Source organism: Enterobacter soli ATCC BAA-2102 (assembly GCF_001654845.1).
GTDB lineage: Bacteria > Pseudomonadota > Gammaproteobacteria > Enterobacterales > Enterobacteriaceae > Enterobacter > Enterobacter soli.
Genome location: NZ_LXES01000038.1, coordinates 44,004 through 62,347 on the forward strand (window position 1 = coordinate 44,004; position 18,344 = coordinate 62,347).

18 protein-coding genes are annotated in these 18,344 nt (G+C 52.6%); 16 read left to right on the forward strand and 2 right to left on the reverse strand.

Annotation, left to right across the window (positions count from 1 at the left end):
• Positions 1-29: 29 nt before the first annotated feature.
• The 3 genes from M987_RS12795 (at position 30) to M987_RS12805 (ending at position 2,078) form a co-directional block, all read left to right on the forward strand.
• Positions 30-353, forward strand: coding sequence for a heavy metal-binding domain-containing protein (locus tag M987_RS12795; protein WP_014069522.1), 324 nt, complete (start codon positions 30-32; stop codon positions 351-353).
• Entirely contained in the window at positions 350-1,180 is an 831-nt protein-coding gene (locus tag M987_RS12800) for an N-acetylmuramoyl-L-alanine amidase (protein ID WP_014069523.1), read from the forward strand. The genes M987_RS12795 and M987_RS12800 overlap by 4 nt, the downstream gene beginning before the upstream one ends.
• A 274-nt stretch (positions 1,181-1,454) precedes the next feature.
• Entirely contained in the window at positions 1,455-2,078 is a 624-nt protein-coding gene (locus M987_RS12805) for a helix-turn-helix domain-containing protein (protein ID WP_014069524.1), read from the forward strand.
• Here the strand turns inward: M987_RS12805 and M987_RS12810 are convergent, their stop codons facing one another.
• Complete coding sequence (locus M987_RS12810; protein ID WP_014069525.1) at positions 2,079-2,705, reverse strand: hypothetical protein; 627 nt, start codon at positions 2,703-2,705, stop codon at positions 2,079-2,081.
• Positions 2,705-4,282 carry an ExeA family protein gene (locus M987_RS12815; protein WP_014069526.1) on the reverse strand — a complete coding sequence of 526 codons (1,578 nt, stop codon included), beginning with the start codon at positions 4,280-4,282 and terminating at the stop codon, positions 2,705-2,707. The genes M987_RS12810 and M987_RS12815 overlap by 1 nt, the downstream gene beginning before the upstream one ends.
• 300 nt (positions 4,283-4,582) lie before the next feature.
• Here M987_RS12815 and gspC point away from each other — a divergent pair, with 300 nt between their 5' ends.
• From gspC to M987_RS12880, 13 genes are all read left to right on the forward strand, one after another.
• Positions 4,583-5,314, forward strand: coding sequence for a type II secretion system protein GspC (gene gspC / locus M987_RS12820; protein ID WP_041162022.1), 732 nt, complete (start codon positions 4,583-4,585; stop codon positions 5,312-5,314).
• A gap of 13 nt (positions 5,315-5,327) precedes the next feature.
• Positions 5,328-7,259 carry a type II secretion system secretin GspD gene (gene gspD / locus M987_RS12825; protein WP_014069528.1) on the forward strand — a complete coding sequence of 644 codons (1,932 nt, stop codon included), beginning with the start codon at positions 5,328-5,330 and terminating at the stop codon, positions 7,257-7,259.
• A gap of 14 nt (positions 7,260-7,273) precedes the next feature.
• Positions 7,274-8,752, forward strand: coding sequence for a type II secretion system ATPase GspE (gspE, locus tag M987_RS12830; protein WP_014069529.1), 1,479 nt, complete (start codon positions 7,274-7,276; stop codon positions 8,750-8,752).
• Entirely contained in the window at positions 8,752-9,960 is a 1,209-nt protein-coding gene (gene gspF, locus M987_RS12835; RefSeq protein WP_014069530.1) for a type II secretion system inner membrane protein GspF, read from the forward strand. Before gspE ends, gspF begins: the two co-directional genes overlap by 1 nt.
• 3 nt (positions 9,961-9,963) lie before the next feature.
• Positions 9,964-10,413, forward strand: a complete 450-nt coding sequence (gspG, locus tag M987_RS12840) for a type II secretion system major pseudopilin GspG (RefSeq protein ID WP_014069531.1) — start codon at positions 9,964-9,966, stop codon at positions 10,411-10,413.
• Positions 10,413-10,898 carry a type II secretion system minor pseudopilin GspH gene (gene gspH, locus M987_RS12845; protein WP_014069532.1) on the forward strand — a complete coding sequence of 162 codons (486 nt, stop codon included), beginning with the start codon at positions 10,413-10,415 and terminating at the stop codon, positions 10,896-10,898. Before gspG ends, gspH begins: the two co-directional genes overlap by 1 nt.
• On the forward strand, positions 10,891-11,271 hold the full coding sequence (gene gspI / locus M987_RS12850) for a type II secretion system minor pseudopilin GspI (protein ID WP_014069533.1): 381 nt from the start codon (positions 10,891-10,893) through the stop codon (positions 11,269-11,271). Before gspH ends, gspI begins: the two co-directional genes overlap by 8 nt.
• Entirely contained in the window at positions 11,268-11,897 is a 630-nt protein-coding gene (gene gspJ, locus M987_RS12855; protein WP_014069534.1) for a type II secretion system minor pseudopilin GspJ, read from the forward strand. Before gspI ends, gspJ begins: the two co-directional genes overlap by 4 nt.
• Positions 11,894-12,904, forward strand: coding sequence for a type II secretion system minor pseudopilin GspK (gspK, locus tag M987_RS12860; RefSeq protein ID WP_014069535.1), 1,011 nt, complete (start codon positions 11,894-11,896; stop codon positions 12,902-12,904). The genes gspJ and gspK overlap by 4 nt, the downstream gene beginning before the upstream one ends.
• A gap of 15 nt (positions 12,905-12,919) precedes the next feature.
• Positions 12,920-14,053: a type II secretion system protein GspL gene (gspL, locus tag M987_RS12865; protein ID WP_014069536.1), complete on the forward strand. Its 1,134-nt coding sequence runs from the start codon at positions 12,920-12,922 to the stop codon at positions 14,051-14,053.
• On the forward strand, positions 14,050-14,535 hold the full coding sequence (gene gspM / locus M987_RS12870; RefSeq protein ID WP_014069537.1) for a type II secretion system protein GspM: 486 nt from the start codon (positions 14,050-14,052) through the stop codon (positions 14,533-14,535). Before gspL ends, gspM begins: the two co-directional genes overlap by 4 nt.
• A complete protein-coding gene (locus tag M987_RS12875) occupies positions 14,532-15,329 on the forward strand; it encodes a prepilin peptidase (RefSeq protein ID WP_014069538.1) in 798 nt (265 codons plus the stop codon). The genes gspM and M987_RS12875 overlap by 4 nt, the downstream gene beginning before the upstream one ends.
• Before the next feature lie 251 nt (positions 15,330-15,580).
• Positions 15,581-18,298, forward strand: a complete 2,718-nt coding sequence (locus M987_RS12880; RefSeq protein WP_014069539.1) for a glycosyl hydrolase family 18 protein — start codon at positions 15,581-15,583, stop codon at positions 18,296-18,298.
• The last annotated feature ends 46 nt before the right edge of the window (positions 18,299-18,344 follow it).

Genomic DNA, 18,344 nt, shown 5'->3' on the forward strand with positions numbered 1-18,344 from the left:
GCATTGAACGCTAAAGAAGGAGAGAAACGATGCTGTTTTCAACAACGCCAACCCTGGAAGGGCAGCCGATTATCGAGTATTGCGGCGTGGTAACGGGCGAAGCCATCCTGGGCGCGAATATCTTCCGCGACTTTTTTGCCGGTATCCGCGACATCGTCGGCGGGCGCTCTGGCGCGTATGAAAAAGAGCTGCGTAAAGCGCGCGAAATCGCGTTCAAAGAGCTGGGCGAGCAGGCCAAAGCGTTGGGCGCTGATGCGGTTGTCGGGATTGATATCGACTACGAAACGGTGGGCAAAGATGCCAGTATGCTGATGGTGAGCGTCAGCGGCACGGCGGTGAAAACCCGTCGATGAAGCGTTTGCTCTTCACGCTCCTGCTGGCGCTGTTGCTGGCAGGGTGTGCCACTGAAAAAGGGATAGTCGATAAAGGCGCATACGAGCTGGATACCCGTCATCAGGCACAGGCGGCGTATCCGCGTATTAAGGTGCTGGTTATTCACTACACCGCCGATGATTTTGACAGCTCGCTGGCAACACTGACGGATAAAAACGTCAGCTCACATTATTTAATCCCCGCACGACCCCCCGCACCTGACGGTAAACCGCGTATCTGGCAACTAGTGCCGGAGAGTGAGCTTGCCTGGCACGCGGGTATCAGTTTCTGGCGCGGCACAAACCGTATAAATGATACCTCTGTGGGGATTGAGCTGGAAAACCGCGGCTGGAAAAAAACGGGCGGAGATAAAACGTTCACCCCGTTTGAACCGGCACAAATTGCCGCGCTTATCCCGCTTGCCAAAGACATTATTGCCCGTTACCACATCAAACCGGAAAACGTGGTCGCGCACTCCGATATCGCCCCACAGCGAAAAGACGACCCAGGCCCGCTGTTCCCGTGGCGTGAACTTGCGCAGCAGGGAATTGGCGCATGGCCCGATCCGGCGCGCGTGGCGTTCTATATCAATGGGCGGCCACCTTCTCAGCCAGTGGAAACTGCCGTGTTGCTGGATTTACTCGCGCGTTATGGTTATGACGTCCCGGAAAATATTACCCAGGCACAACAAAAGCGAGTGATTACCGTATTTCAGATGCATTTCCGCCCGCAACGGTGGGATGGTGTTGCTGATATAGAAACAATGGCCATTGCCGAAGCACTTTTAGAGAAATACGGGCAGGGGTGATCCTTCGGTATCACCCGAATACTTAGGCTTTTCCATGTTTTGCTTGAGATTAATCTTAAGTTCAATCTCAATTAATTTATAGTTAATTGACTTAAAAGTACCCGCGTTTAATATAGACACATAGCTTGCTAAGCATCTTCAGGGATTACGTTAATACTGATTATCTATATTCAGAAACTGATCCTGGTTTTGATTCAATAATGCGCCGGGTAATTTAATTCACGGGCGTGCGTTCTCTATATTATTAATTTAATCATCTTAAACGGGTATAACAATGTTAAGCATTTACGGTAAAAAACTGCGTCCGCACGATGAAATGGAAGCCATTATTTCTGCAACGTCTTGTTATAATGAAAAAACGTTAAAGAAATGGCAAAAAATATCAACGGCAGACTCTGAATATATACATGTTATTGTCAGCGGGGAAGTTGAGTTCCGCCGTGTATCTGACGAGTTGTGCGTGTTTACCTTACAAGGGCAGTGCATTTTTGGTCTGTCAGCTATTTTCTATAACTCTTCTCATATGTACGCTCTGGTGCGTGCAAATACAGTGGTTCGCTCTATCAAAAAGGACGATTTTGCACGTCTGATGACAGAGAAAAATCTATGGCCTGAACTCACCAAGATCCTCTCCTGGTATATCTGTTTGTTGAGTAAGCGCGATGACGTGCTGGTTGCCCGCAGTGCTTATTCTGTTGTCCGCGAATTTTTACTTGAGATCAATGAGCTCATTGTTCACCATCAACGCGATATCAACGTTTACGATTACATTCAGGAATACACCAATCTGGCACGCAGTACCATTATTAAAATCCTTTCCGATCTGAAAAAAGGTCAATATATTGTTATTGATAAAGGTCGTCTTATTAACATGACGGCGCTGCCGGAAAAATATTGATTACTCCAGCCGGTCTCCTTTTTCACTTACAGGAGATCGCGCATTATCTTTATGGATCAAACTACTTTGTGAATTATCCTGCGTTTCGTCTACCGGCGGCGCGGGAGTTTTGCCTTGAGCATAATCTTGTGCTTGTTCTTTTAATGCCTGCTTAAATAATTCTGTTAACGATGTATCATCCCCAACTGTATTTGCGGGCGCGTCGTCATGTGCTTCTGTGCCTGGTAGCGTATCTCGCGAGGTATCATGCGGCGGCTCGCTGTCTGGTGCCTGTTGCCAGTCAGCATCATCGCTGCTAATCGGAAGATCCTGCATGGCAGGGATATCGGCCTGCACGGATGCTGGTTTCGGGTGCGGATGCGGGAACGGTTTGCTCACGTAAACGTAGTGCATATCCGAAAGCTGCGTTTCTGGTTTAGCGACGCTCACTTTTACAGGTTCGGGGGCTGGGTGTCGCAAATTCCAGTAAATATGCGCGTACAGCCCCGCCATCAGCATGGCGCAGAGTCCCAGCATCCACAACAAAGTGTTGTTAAACACTTTTTTCAGGCTGGGAATACGGTACGAAAACCAGACCGCCTCCCCGGAGGTGTAGCTGCGCTGGGCAGCAAGACAAATAGTAGACATTAGGAATGCTTCTCCTGGTTTTTCGCGTCCGATGTTGAATGAGAGGCCTGGATCTGTACGCTCGGCGTGGATTTGGTGTCGAGCATCAATTGCATCAACGTATCCTCACCAGGAATACCGTCCACATGGAGATTCATTTTTTTCTGGTATTCACGGGTGCGTTTCATCATTTCCGCAGTCCAGGTTTGCGAATGGGTTTCAGGCTGGCCCAGTACCAGGCTTAGCTGCTGATCGAGCCAGGCCATGTCTTTACCGTCACTGGCGGCACTGATGGCATCTTTACCTTCCGGTGTCAGACGGTGCAGCTGCGTGTAGTTGCCGGTCGCATGTTGATTAAACCAGTTGCGGCTCACCTGCCAGGTGCGGTTATTCATCAGCAGATCGAGAGAGTTCTCTCCGACACGAGCAACCACCGCATAGTTGAGATGATTGCCGGTTTTCAGTTCACTGACCCACGGATAACCTTCGCTGGCCAGCGTTTCCGGTGACGCGCTCCCTTGTTTACACATCAGGTTCACTTTCGCCGCGTTCTGACACAGAGCGTCATCCGCCGAGGCGTCATAACCCCACATCTGATAAAGCTGATGCATCGCATCCTGCTGATTAACCATTTCGTTGTCGATAACCGGCACGACGGGTGCCTGAGCTTTCGGCATTGGGTGTTTCCAGCTAACGGGAACCGGCAGTTGAATCGGCAGTCTTGCATTCACCGAGGCAGTCAAATACCAGCCGCAGGCGGCGAATAGCACAGAGGCGAACAACCCCACTGTAGCCAGGTGCTTCCCGTGTTTTTTCGCGGGCAGGATCTCGCCAGCCGCCAGGCGTAAGTGACGTGGGCTAACCTGCGCTGCGCGTTCCGTCCAGGCGGCGAGCATCGACAGGTGCGCCAGCGCATTCAGCTCAGTGATATTTCCTTTGGTCAGGGCGTGCAGTTTACGCACCCGTGCAGGGGTTAACGGTGACGTTTCGCACCCATGCTCTTCACACTGTGCCTGAACATAGCCGAGCGTTTCGCGGCAGGTCAGCGGGCGGATAATGTGATGCGTATGAATAGACTCGCGCAGTTCAGGCTGTTGCATCAGCGCCGTTTTCTGAGCCGCTGTGCCCATCAGCACAATGGACAAGCGAAAATCCAGCTCCTGGGCGCGAGTGAGTAACATCCCCAGCACTTCCCGGCAGCTCTCTTTCATCGCTTCGGTGTGGGCAATGGTCAGAACTTTAGCTTTTGCTTTCCGCGATGACGGCTCCTCCAGCCACCGATGCAGCACGGCATCCACCGCCTGAATACGGCTTTTGCCCGCTTTCGTTTCCGGGTTGAGTTTGTACAGCAGGCTACTGGCACTCAGTTTTGGAAACGCATTGATGGCCAGCACGGTGTTGTTCACTGTTTTCAGCGCGTCGCTGAAGTGGCCCAGGAGATGTGCGTCGTCGCTAAAGAGCCCCGTAATTCCCGCCTTCTGGGATTTCTCTTTCAGCAGGTTGAACACGTCCTGATGATAAGGCACGAGAAAATCCCCGGACAGTCGGGTGATCTTCCGGAAGGGCGGATTTTTAAAATTAAAGTGGCTCTGATACATAACGACTTACCGTCTCTGATTAGGAATAGCAACAGTACGGAAAAGTAAGGTAACGGATCAGAATGGTCAATTTGCAAACAGAGTAAAAATAACCTGATGGCAAGCTCTAACATCTGGATTTTATACGGTCAATATTTTTCTTAATGAAAGTTAACAGCTAAGTCAGTGGTTGTATTTATAGCGTGTCATTACTATTTGCTCACATATTGGCGTAGTACGACGCTGCTTATTTTCGCTTAGCTAAAGGCCAGATGAAAAATGAGGTTCTCATTTCTGTCACGGTGGATAACGCCCTGTATTATGTTTGCGCTGTTAATTTTCTGCGGCCAGCAAGGGTATCTGACGTTTAAAGATTATAAAAAAGTTACGAATAAGTTGGCGAATTCAGATAAACAGCCGCTGGAAAAAAAGCGCGAAGAAAAGACCTTCACACTTTTTACGGCGGCAGCACGTCAGAATAACGCTCAGGAAGCTGTGAAAACTCCGCTGGCGGCGGAGATCGAGGGGATCGTAAGCAGTGACGACGCCTGGTTGTCCTTTGCGGTCATCAAGACGCCGGAGGGACAGAGAAGCTACCGTGAAGGTGAGCTTCTGGGCGGATTTAACGATGCATTTATTCAGGAAATAAATAAAGACAATGTGGTGGTTAATTATGAAGGTGCTACACAGGTACTGGCATTAAAAGATCCCGCTTACTTTAAGGGTGACGTTAATAGCACCCCGGTAACCAAATCGACAAAAGATGCAGGCGCAGACAGTTTGCATCTGAATGATTATCTGGTGTTGAAACCGGTAATCGAACAGGGCCAACTGGAAGGCTACAACATCAACCCAAGGAATGCCTCTCCCTTCTATAGCCATTCAGGGCTACAGAAAGGTGATGTGGCGGTAAAAGTGAATTCTGTCGATATGACCAATGCCATTGATGCCAAAGATGTCATTGCTAACTGGTCGAAAATGAAAGAAGCGGAGGTCGTCGTCAGACGCCACGCTCACCTGGAAAATATTCGGGTTAATGTTCTAAACAATTAACAAGTGTACAGACATGAAGAAATTTCCCTGGGCGTGCGTGGCGCTGACCGCATTGTCGTTATATTCAAGTTCGCTGCTTGCAGCTAACTTTAGCGCGAGCTTCAAAAACACGGATATTCGCGAATTTATCGATACCGTAGGCCGTAACTTAAACAAAACCATTCTGGTCGATCCTTCCGTTCAGGGAACGGTATCGGTCAGAACCTATAACGTACTGACGGAAGATGAGTATTACCAGTTCTTCCTGAGCGTGCTGGATCTTTACGGCCTGTCGGTCATTCCGATGGATAACGGCATGGTTAAAGTCGTGCGCTCAAGCGTTGCCCGTACAGCCGGTGCACCGCTGGCCGACAGCAAAAACCCGGGCAAAGGTGATGAGATCATCACACGCGTTGTGCGCATGGAAAACGTGCCTGTACGCGAGCTGGCTCCGTTGCTGCGCCAGCTCAACGATGCGACCGGGATCGGTAACGTGGTGCATTTCGAGCCGTCTAACGTATTGCTGTTAACCGGTAAAGCCTCGGTGGTAAATCGCCTGGTAGACCTGGTTCAGCGCGTCGATAAAGACGGCATTCAGCGCCGTGAAATTGTGCCGCTACGCTACGCCTCGGCCAAAGAGCTTTCGGATATGTTGAATAACCTCAACAACGAAGAGCAGAAAGGGCAAAACGCACCGCAACTGGCGACCAAAGTGGTGGCCGATACCGAAACCAATAGCCTGGTGATCAGCGGTTCGGAAGATGCACGAGCGCGAACCCGTTCGCTGATTGGTCAGCTCGATCGTGAGCAGAACAATGAGGGCAATACCCGCGTGTTCTACCTCAAGTATGCCAATGCCAGCAAAGTGGTTCCGGTGTTAACCGGGATCGGCGAGCAGCTGAAAGATAAGACGGGTGCGGCGAAAAGTAAAACCGCGACGACGTCTACTGACCTGAATATTACTGCCGATGAATCGACCAACTCGCTGGTGATCACTGCGCAGCCTAACGTGATGAATTCGCTTGAGAAGGTGATCGACAAACTTGATATCCGCCGTCCGCAGGTGCTGGTGGAAGCCATCATTGCCGAAGTACAGGACGGTAGCGGTATGGATCTTGGCGTGCAGTGGACCAGTAAGCACGGCGGCGTGCAGTTCGGCTCCACCGGGCTGCCTATCAGCCAGATTAAGAACGGTGTGATGAAAGGCGCAAGCTTCACCGGCCTGGCAACGGGCTTTTTTAACGGTGATTTTGGTGCGTTGCTGACGGCGCTCTCGACCGGGGCGAAAAACGACATTCTTTCTACGCCAAGCGTGGTCACGCTGGATAACAAAGAGGCGTCGTTCAACGTGGGTCAGGATGTGCCTGTTCTTTCCGGCTCGCAGACCACCAGCGGCGATAACGTCTTTAACTCCGTTGAGCGTAAAACCGTGGGTACCAAGCTTAAAATTGTGCCGCAGATCAACGATGGCGACATGATCCACCTGAAGATTGAGCAGGAAGTGTCCAGCGTGGACAACAGCGCCACGGAAGATGCCAGCCTCGGCCCGACCTTTAACACCCGTACCATCAATAACGAAGTGATGGTGCACAGTGGCCAGACGGTGGTGCTCGGGGGGCTGATGGAAAACGTCACCAAACAGTCGGTCTCCAAAGTGCCGCTGTTGGGCGATATTCCGCTGGTAGGGCAGCTGTTCCGCTACACCTCTGAGGATACCGCGAAACGCAACCTGATGGTCTTTATCCATACCACCGTGCTGCGTGATGACGACAACTACAGCGCCGCATCGAAAGAGAAATATGACCAGATCCGCGCCCGTCAGCAGCAGCGAATGGAAGAGAAAAAGCTTGGGATCGTTGAAAACAACAACACCCCTGTGCTGCCCGCTTTCCCGGTCGATAAAAGCAGCAGCGTTACGCCCGTGAAATCCACCACCACGGCTTCGCGTAATCCGTTTAAAGAGTAAGGCGGAGGTGCATCGTGGATGAACTGACTAAAGTCATGTGCAGCAGCGGCTACGCGAAGGACAACGGCGTGTTGTTTTACAACAATGACGTGTTTGTCCGGGAGGATGCGTCCGCGTTTGCCCTGCTGGAAATGCGCCGCAGGTTGGGCCGCTCTTTTACACCGGTCACACTGACGCCAGAAGCGTTTGACGAGATGCTGGCCAAAATCTGGCAGCAGAACAGCGGGGTTTCCCAACAGCTGGTGGATGACATGGATGCAGATATTGATCTCATGGCACTCACCGAGGAGATCCCGGATAACGAAGATCTGCTCGATAACGACGAAAACTCGCCGGTGATCCGCCTGATCAACGCCACTCTCGGCGAGGCGGTGAAAGACGGAGCATCGGATATTCATATCGAGACGTTCGAACGCACGCTGAGTATCCGTTTTCGTGTCGATGGCGTGCTGCGACCAGTGTTACAACCCGCCCGCAAACTCGCGCCGCTGCTGGTTTCGCGTATCAAAGTGATGTCAAAACTCGATATCGCTGAAAAACGCCTTCCGCAGGATGGCCGTATCTCCCTGCGTATTGGCCGTAAGGCGATCGACGTGCGTGTTTCTACGATTCCGTCGCAGTATGGCGAGCGCGTGGTCATGCGTTTGCTCGATAAAAGTAACCTCAAGCCGGATATCAACAAGCTCGGCCTGATTGATGAAGAGCTGGAAAAGCTAAAAGGGCTGATTGACCGCCCGCACGGCATTATCCTGGTCACCGGGCCAACGGGCTCCGGTAAAAGTACCACGTTGTACGCCATTCTTTCGGCGCTCAACGGCCATGAACGTAACATTCTGACCGTAGAAGACCCGATTGAGTATGAGCTGGAAGGGGTGGGGCAGACGCAGGTTAACCCGCGCGTGGACATGACCTTTGCCCGCGGGCTGCGCGCTATTCTGCGTCAGGACCCGGATGTGGTGATGATCGGGGAAATTCGTGACGGTGAAACCGCGCAAATTGCGGTGCAGGCGTCGCTCACCGGTCACCTGGTCATGTCTACGCTGCACACCAACAGCGCCGCAGGGGCGATTACGCGTCTGCGGGATATGGGGCTGGAGTCGTTTTTAATTGGTTCATCGTTGCTCGGTGTCATTGCCCAGCGTCTGGTGCGTCGGCTGTGTAGCCACTGCCGCACCACCAGTCCGCTGGATGACAATGAAAAAGCGCTGTTCAGCTTTATGGATACTCCGCCAAAAGCGATTTATCGCGCCGTGGGCTGTGAACATTGCCGCCAGAGTGGCTATCAGGGTCGCGCCGGTATTCATGAGTTTCTGGTGGTGGATAGCACCATGCGCCGCGCCATTCATGAAGATAAAGACGAAATGTCCATCGAAACGCAGCTCTTTAAGCAGGCTTACAGCCTGCGCGAAAACGGGTTGCTGAAGGTCATCAGCGGTGTGACCTCTCTGGAAGAGGTGATGCGCGTCACTGCTGAACGCGGAGGGGATGAGTAATGGCCTTCTACGCATGGACGGCGACGGACGCGGCAGGTAAAACACGGCGCGGTACCCAGCAGGCCGAAGGGAAAAAGCAGGTTCGCCAGTGGCTTCGCGAGCAAAAGCTCATGCCCGTCAGTATCACCGAAACCCGCGAAGCGGCGGTGACCGCAAAAGCGAAAACCGGGGCAAAACTCTCCACGCCGGTGTTGTCGATGTTTACTCGCCAGCTCTCTACGCTGGTTAACGCCGCGCTGCCGCTGGAGAGTGCGCTGAAAGCTATCTCTAAACAGACGGAAGATAAAAAGCTGGCGGCGATGGTGTTGGAGATCCGCGAAAAAGTGGTGGAAGGGCACACGTTGTTCGACGCCTTCAGCCAGTTTCCGCGCACCTTCGATAAGCTTTACTGCACCCTGGTGATGGCCGGTGAAAAGACCGGCCATCTGGGAGACGTGCTGGAAAAGCTGGCGGAGTACAACGAACAGCGTCAAAAGATGAAAAGCAAGCTGACGCAGGCGATGGTTTACCCGATCACCCTGACGGTGGTGGCGATTGCAGTGATTAGCATTCTGCTGGTGGCAGTCGTGCCACAGGTGATCGAACAGTTCACCCATATGAAGCAGCAGCTGCCGATCACCACCCGCACGCTGATTGCGGTGAGTGACTTCCTCCAGGCATACGGCATCTATATTGCGGGCGGCCTGGTGGGCGGGGTTGTCGGCTTCAGGACGTGGGTGCGAAACGTAAAAAATCGCTTCCGCTGGAACAGTTGGCTGGTAAACGGTTCGCCGATTAAAAAGCTGGTTTGCGCCATCAACAGCGCCCGTTACATCCGTACCCTGAGCATTCTGCAAGCCAGCAGCGTGCCGCTGCTGGAAGGCATGTATATCGCAATGGACGGTATCGAAAACCTTTATGCCCGACAGGTGCTGGAGCAGGCCGCTGATACGGTCCGTCAGGGGGCATCATTATATGCTGCACTGGAACAGGCGAAATTATTCCCGCCAACCATGCTGTATATGATTGCCTCCGGCGAAGAGAGCGGCGAATTAGGTAATTTAATGGACCGCGCGGCTGAAAACCAGGAATCGGCATTACAGCATCGCATTACATTAACGCTGTCGGTATTTGAACCGGCGCTGGTGGTATCAATGGCGACGATTGTTTTATTTATCGTGCTGTCAATATTACAACCGCTTCTGCAACTTAATAATATGGTAGGTTAAATCATGGCTATGAAAAGAAAACACCTGGCTCGCCAGGCGGGCTTCACATTGCTCGAATTAATGGTGGTTATTGTTATTCTCGGCGTTCTGGCGAGTATGGTGGTGCCAAACTTAATGGGCAATAAAGAAAAGGCCGATGCCCAAAAAGCGACCAGCGATATTGTCGCCCTTGAAGGCTCACTGGATATGTACAAGCTGGATAACCACCGTTATCCCACCACCGAACAAGGCTTGCAGGCGCTGGTGACAAAGCCTGAAATTGCGCCGATTCCGAACGGCTACCGTGCAGATGGCTATATTCGTCGCCTGCCGCAAGACCCGTGGGGGAGTGATTATCTGCTGGTCAGCCCTGGCGAACACGGTGCTGTAGACGTATTTTCTGCGGGCCCAGACGGTGAAGCGAATACCGCAGATGACATCACAAACTGGTCACTTGACAAACAAGAAAAATAATGAAAAAGCAACGAGGCTTTACATTACTGGAAATTATTCTGGCGCTGGTGATATTTGCCAGTTGCGCCATGATGGTCGTCTCTACAATACCGTCGCGTAGCGGCGTAGATATATTTGGCCAGCAATTAAAAGCCCTCGTTGATTATGGTTCTGATCGTGCGGTGATGGATGGAAATATTGTCGGGTTGGTCATTACCACGGACAAATATCAGATGGTGACGCTTGAAGATAAAAACGGCGAACGTCACTGGGTGCCGTTATCTACAGGCCGTATTAATACCAAAGGCGATTTCCCGGAAGAGATGCACGTTTCGCTTTCCCCGCAGCGACTGGCCGCCACGACAGATGCCGAGCCGCAAATCGTCTTTCTGCCTGACGGGGAGATCGGGCGTTTTACGCTTGCATTGCAAAGCTACGATAAACAACACCATTTCCGCGTAGTCTCGCAGGGCGCGGCGCCCGTATCGGTGGAAAACGATGACTAAACGCAGAATGACACAAAAAGGCATGACGCTGCTGGAGGTGATGGTCGCCCTGGTTATCTTTTCCACCGCTGCGCTGGCGCTGATGAATTCCGTCTCCCTTAACGTGCGTTTTACCCACGGCCTTGCCGAAACATTGCAGGCCAGCTGGGTGGCCGAAAACCAGCTGGCGGAGGCACAGCTCAGTAAACGCGACTTCCCGGATGCTGAAGAACAGGGCGCGGAACTGATGGGCGGGCGCAGCTGGAACTGGCACAAGCAGCGGGTAAAAACCGCCAGCAACGTCTGGGCCAACGAAATCCGCGTCTATGCCGAAGGTGATGAAAGTCAGCCGGTGATTGCGCTGCGCATTATTCCGCCAGGAGAGAGCAAGTGAAGAACACGCAACGCCAGCGCGGTTTTACCCTGCTGGAGATCATGATTGCGCTGACCATCTTTGCGGTCATCAGCACCCTGGCCTGGCAAATCCTGGACGGGGCGATGCGCACCAGTTCGGCAACGGATGCCAGCGCGGCAAAGCTTAACGAATTGCAGCGTGCCTGGAGCCTGATGGAGCGTGATTTTTTCCAGCTTCAGGCGCGTGCGCCGCGTAATGAACCGGATCTTTTTTTGCAGGAGGGGGATGCCGTCGAGCTGACCACCCTGAACGGCGTGAGCGGCACAGTCCAGCTGGAGCGCGTGCACTGGCGGCTCGAAAGGGGACGCGTCTATCGCGATGTCTGGCCGGTGATTGACAGCCCGGCAGACGTAAAGCCCGAAGAGGTGCCGATTATCAGCGAGGTGAAATCGATGCAGTGGCGGTTTTATCGCAATGGCTGGCAGAAAAGCTGGGACGATTCCGCCCATCTTCCGGACGGCGTGGAACTCACGCTGACCATGGAAAACGGCGATACCTGGCACTGGGTGTTTACGACACCGGGCGATATGCCAGACGCGGCTGCGGCGCCACAACCGGCCGCGCCGGCCGCAGAAAATGCGCCTGCACCGGACGTTAAATCATGAGCCGGATACGTCAACAACGCGGCGTTGCCCTGCTGGTGGTGCTGATCCTGCTGGTCATGATGTCGGCCCTGGCGGCCAAAATCAGCCAGCAGTTCTGTCGCAACCTTCAGAAAACCCACTATCAGGTGAGCCAGCAACAGCTGCGCTGGGCGATGCAGGCGCAGGAAAAGGTGGTGAAAGACCGCTTGCAGAATGACGCCAGCGGCGAAAGTAAACCTCTCGACCCGGATGGCGACTGGCATCAGCAGCTGGAAACTCAGGGTGATGACTACACGGTGGTGAGCCAGGTCGAAGACGCGCAAGATTGCTTTAACGTCAACAACCTGTTGGCTGCTGAAAAAATATCTCAGGATCCAAACGCGCCTGCCGTGCCAGAAAAGCCGCTTAAGGCGCGCATCGTTGAGCAGATCCTGACGGACAGTGGCGTGAGCCAGACTGCGGCGGAAGACGTTTATCTGCAACTGGTGGATTATCTCGACGGTGATACCACAACGGTGAAAGAGAGCGCAGAGACGGATGCCTGGGCCGGTGTGGTTCCCGCCCGCCAGCCAGCGAATCAGATGATGCGCACCATTGCTGAGATCAAGCTGCTGCCGGCGTTCCCTGCGTCGGCCTATCCGAAAGTGAGCAAGCTGTTATGTGCCTTGCCGGACTCTGCCAGCAAGGTGGATGTGAATACCCTTAAGCCGGAGCAGGCCCCCTTACTGGCCGCGATGTTCCCGGGAAAAATGACGTCAGATGATGCCGTTCGCCTGATTGATTCACGGCCTGAAACCGGCTGGGAAAGTATGGAAACGTTCAGCAAAGCGTTGGAACACGCTTTCCCGCAGTTGAAAGATGATTTACCTCAGGTGGCAGAACAGTTCGCCATCAACAGTCGCTATTTCCGTGTCAACTATACCGGCAATACCGATGAGTTAACGCTTCGCGTAATTAGCCAGCTTCAGGTGAATAACGAAGCCGGTGAAATTGTGACGTGGCAACGTCGTTATCGAATGATTGAATAACCAAAGTAGAACGTTATGAAACAGGTCCTTTTTGTTCGTCCCGACAGTTGTGAAGGCGGGAAAATAATGTGGTGTGAATCCGGCAGTCAGCAGGTTGAGACCCTGGAAAGCCTGGACGCGCTGGCGGAGCACCCGCTTGCCGCACGTGTCTGTTTACTGTTGCCTGCAAGCTGCATGATCTTCCGCCATTTTATGCTGCCGAAGAAGGTGGCCTCTCAGGCGACGGCGTTCTCGTGGATGGCGGAAGAGACGCTGATCGGCGATGTGGATAACCTTCACTGGACGGTACTCAATAAAAAGGGCGCTGAGGTCGATGCAGTGGCTGTTGATGCCGATGTGCTGCACGAGTGGTTACGCTGTTTTCAGCAGGCTGGATTAAAGGTTATTCAGGCGCTGCCGGATGCCTGGCTGTTGCCGGTGGAGGAGGGCGGAAGCACGCTTGTTGCTCTGAATGAAAGCTACTGGCTGCGTTTATCGCCCCATACCGCCGGGGAGATTGAGACGAGTCTGTTGCCACTGCTGATGCAAAAGGCGGGAGAAAGCGAAGTGTGCTGTTACGGCGAGAAGCCAGAAGGCGTTGAGGTGGATGTCCTGCACCACTGGCAGCACCCGCTGGTGCTGATCCAGCCGCAGTGGCAAACCTGCCGCGTCAATCTCCTGCACGGTGAATTCAGTGCCAAAGCCGGGAAGGGGAAATCAGCAAAAGGGATTAACGCCGCTATTGCCGTAATGGGCCTGTTATCACTCGGTTTGTTACTGGGGCCGCGTATCGCCATGGCGTGGATGTTGGTACAGCAGGAAAACCTCCTCCAGCAGGAAATTACGCAGGTCTACCAGCATTACTTCCCCAGTATGCCTCAACAGACCAACATCAAGTACCACTTTGGGCAAAATATTAAGAAACATAGCAAAGGGTTCTTCCTGCAACTTGACGACCTGGAGAAGGCGAAACAATCAGTGCCTGCGATGGAAATTAATCTGATGGAGTTTGACGGTGAGCATAACACCCTGACGCTAAGCGTCAGTGCTCAGGAGCAACCGGCTTTACAGGATTTTGTGAATCAGGCCAGCGCCAGTTTTGATTTTTCCTTACAGCCTGTCTCAACCGTTGCACCTTATACCGCCATGATTACAGGTAAATATAAATGAAAGAGCGAGTCGCGCTGCTGAAATCACGTTACCAGAATTACAGCACCCGGGAAAAGATGATTTTAAAATTAGGCGTTGTGGCCATGCTGGGCGCTATTGTTTATTACGCAGGAGTCACCCCGTTGGATAATATGAATCGAAATAGCCAGTTGACGCTTGTGAAACAACAAGAGACGCTTAACTGGATGCGAGCTGAAATAGATAAAAATCACCTTCAGGTTCAGCAGGTCAAAACAAATAATCCGCGCATGGTGGTTGAGAACAGTGCGCACGAAATTAATTTGCCGCTGACCGACGTGCGTCAGGATGGGCAAACATTATCTTTCGTGGTGAATCGCGTTAATGTCTATGAATTAAAAAACTGGCTACGTGAAATTAACCTGGCCTCCGGGGTGCGGATCCAGAAAATGAACCTCACGCCTGTTGATCATCTCAGCGATGTGAAAGCCGAAGTTCAGCTCACCTGGGCGCGCCACGCATGACGAGCTTCACACTGATTCGGGAAGCCTATCCGCCAGGTTTCCCGGTAATGAGTGGGATATTAGGTGCCATCGTGGGCAGTTTTTTGGGCGTGGTTGCCGAGCGCGTTCCCGGCATGGTGATGGAGGAAGAGGGAAGCAGCAATCTTCTCTTTCCTGCGTCCCACTGCCCGGTTTGCAAGCACCCACTGGCTTTCTGGGAAAATATACCGCTGGTCAGTTGGTTGGTATTGCGCGGACGATGCAGGCAGTGTCGTACCGCTATCCCGTTTCGGTTATTTTTCATCGAACTTTGTACCGCGTTGTTTTTTGGCGTTAGTGCCGGGTTTATGCCAGGCGAACAGGGGTTATTTTCGCTCTGGCTCATGGTTTCTTTTTTGCTGCCGCTGGCGTTGATCGACTGGCAGCATCAATTGCTTCCGGATTGCCTGACACAGCCTCTGCTTTGGGTGGGGCTATTGATACATGCCTTTGACAACGCGCTACCGCTTCGTGACGCCCTGTTGGGGGCCGTGGTTGGGTATCTGTCCCTTTGGTTGCTTTACTGGGCTTTTCGCCTGGCGACCGGGCGGGAAGGGTTGGGTTACGGTGATTTTAAGCTGCTGGCGGCATTAGGTGCCTGGTGCGGCTGGCAGGCGCTGCCTGCGATTGTGTTAGTCGCAGCGCTCAGTGGTATTGTCGGTTATTTTTCATTTAATAATTTAAATAAAAATAACCTCTCTATTTCTTTCGGACCCTACCTGGCATTTGCTGGAATGGCTGTATTAATCGCTCAGCAATTCGGGTTCATCATTTAAATATTCAGGTCAAGATTTTATTAGGGTTTTTTCGACGAAGAGAGGGAGGGAACACCTTTTTCTTTCAGTGTATTGTGAAAGACATAAGCTACATGGATTTTGGACTTGTATCTTTTTGTGGAGGAATACAGCACGTCATAAAGATTATTGGTAATGGTTTTTTGTTTAAATAAAGAAAATGTAAGATCATCCCATATTTTAAAGGAAGATATGGGCACACACGTTTACGAATAAATTTATCAGGAAATAAAATGAAATTTATTAAGCCTAAATATCTGGCGCTATTCATTGCAGCGGCAACCAGCTCTGCATTTGCAGCTGCGCCAGGTGCACCTACTATCGGCTCCGGCAATGATAAATTTGCCCTGGTTGAAGTGGATCAGGCCGCGCAGGATTATAACAGCCTCGTCAAAGTCCATAGCGATGGCGTGGATGTCAAAGCGGAATGGAACGTCTGGAGTGGCGATGCGCCAACCTCCGCGAAAGTTCTGCTGGATGGCCAGACTGTGTGGTCTGGTGCGTCGGGTGCGTCTGGCTCTGCCACCTTTAAAGTGAAAAAAGGCGGACGTTATCAGGAGCAGGTTGAAGTCTGTAATGCGAGCGGTTGTACTAAAAGCGCCAGCAAACTGGTGATCGTTGCAGACACAGACGGTAGCCACCTGCTGCCGCTGAACACCACAATGCATGAAAACAACAAATCCTTCGCGAAACACACCGATAAAGTAGTTGCCGCTTACTTCCCTGAATGGGGTGTTTACGACCGTAACTTCTCCGTCGATAAAATTCCGGCAGCAAACCTTAACCATATCCTTTATGGCTTTATTCCGATCTGCGGCGGTGACGGCATCAACGACGGTCTGAAAACCGTTGAAGGCGGTAACAGCTTCTCCGTGCTTCAGCGCGATTGTGCGGGCCGTCCTGACTTTACTGTGGCTATCCACGATCCATGGGCTGCTTTGCAAAAACCGCAGGCCGGCGTTTCTGACTGGGACGACCCGTATAAAGGTAACTTTGGCCAACTGATGGCGCTGAAGAAAGCCCACCCTGATCTGAAAGTGCTGCCGTCCATCGGTGGCTGGACCCTGTCCGATCCGTTCTTCCACATGGGCGACCCAGCTATCCGCGCACGCTTTGTCTCCTCTGTTAAAGATTTCCTGCAGACCTGGAAATTCTTCGACGGTGTGGATATCGACTGGGAATTCCCAGGTGGCGGTGGTGTGAGTGAAGGTCTGGGCAACCCGCAGCAGGATAAAGCTACATATACTGCGCTGATGCACGATCTGCGTACCATGCTGAACGAGCTGTCTGCTCAGACCGGTCGTTCATATGAACTGACCAGTGCTATCGGTGCCGGTAAAGATAAGATTGAAGACGTGGACTACACCGCTGCTCAGCAGTACCTCGACCACATCTTCCTGATGAGCTACGACTTCTACGGCGGCTGGAGCAACACCGAACTGGGCCATCAGGCAGCACTGCGTGCGCCAGCATGGCGTCCGGATACCAACTACACCACCGAAAACGGCGTGAATGCGCTGCTGGCACAGGGTGTTCAGCCTGGTAAGATCGTTGTCGGCGCAGGCATGTATGGTCGCGGATGGACAGGTGTGCATGGTTACACCGGCGACAACCCATTCACCGGCACTGCAACCGGTATGGTGAAAGGCACCTGGGAGCCGGGCGTGGTTGACTATCGTCAGATCGTTAACGAATACAAAGGCAAGCCAGGCTGGGAATCCGGTTACGACGCAACGGCTGAAGCGCCATACGTCTTCAACAAATCAACGGGTGACCTGATCTCTTATGAAGATGCGCGTTCTACCACCGCAAAAGGTAAATACGTGCTGGCGAATAACCTGGGCGGTCTGTTTGCCTGGTCTATCGATTCCGATACCGGCGACATCCTGAACGCGATGAACGAAAGCCTGCTGGGGGGGGCTGCACCGGTTGATCCGGTGGTGACCAACCATGCACCGATTGCGACGGCGACCGATCAGACCGTGACCGGCCCGGCTACTGTGAATCTCGACGGTTCAGCATCCACTGACCCGGATGGCGATGCTATTACCTACAAATGGACCCAGATTTCTGGCCCAACGGTGACCATTACTAACAGCACCAAAGCGAAAGCCTCTTTCAATGTGGCTGCCGTGACCGCTAACCAGTCGCTGGCATTCCGTCTGACCGTGACTGATGCTAAAGGGCTGAGCAATTCTGTTGACGTGCAGGTTGTCAACAAGGCACCAAAAGCCAACCAGGCGCCAGTCGTGAACGCGATGGAAGCCGTCACTCTCCAGGCGGGTGAAACTTATGCTCTGCATGCGCAGGCAGCGGATCCTGATGGTGATGCACTGACCTATTCCTGGAGCGTACCAGCAGATATGCATGCGACCGGTACTGATACCGCTAACGTGAATATCACTGCACCGGAAGTGGCTTCTGAGTCCAGCTACACCCTTAGCGTTGTCGTCAGCGATGGTAAAACCAGCGTTCAGTCCAACGTCCAGGTAGTGGTTACACCAAAACCAGCAGACGTGACGCCTCCAGCAGATGATGTCACGCCACCGGCTGACGAGGTTACCCCGCCAGCAGACGACGTGACTCCACCTGCGGATGATGTTACCCCGCCTGCGACCGGTAGCTGTGATACACCGGTTGATGCTAACGCCAGCAAATATGCGGCATGGTCTTCCAGTAAGGTTTACAACACTGGCGATACCGTCAGCAGCGACAACCTGGTCTGGAAAGCGAAGTACTGGACTCAGGGCAATAAACCTGGCTTTGACGCTGATGCATGGGAACTGGTTAGCCAGGTGAAAATGAACTGGCGCTCAGATGTCGTTTATAACGGCGGTGAAACCACCACTTATAAAGGTTCTGTATACCGTGCGAAATGGTGGACCCGTGGTGATAACCCAGCGAATAGCGATGTATGGGTGAAAGAAGGCGCGTCCGCTGACTGCAAATAAACTTCTTAACCTGAAATTGCAGGATTGATATCACCCTGCAATGCGT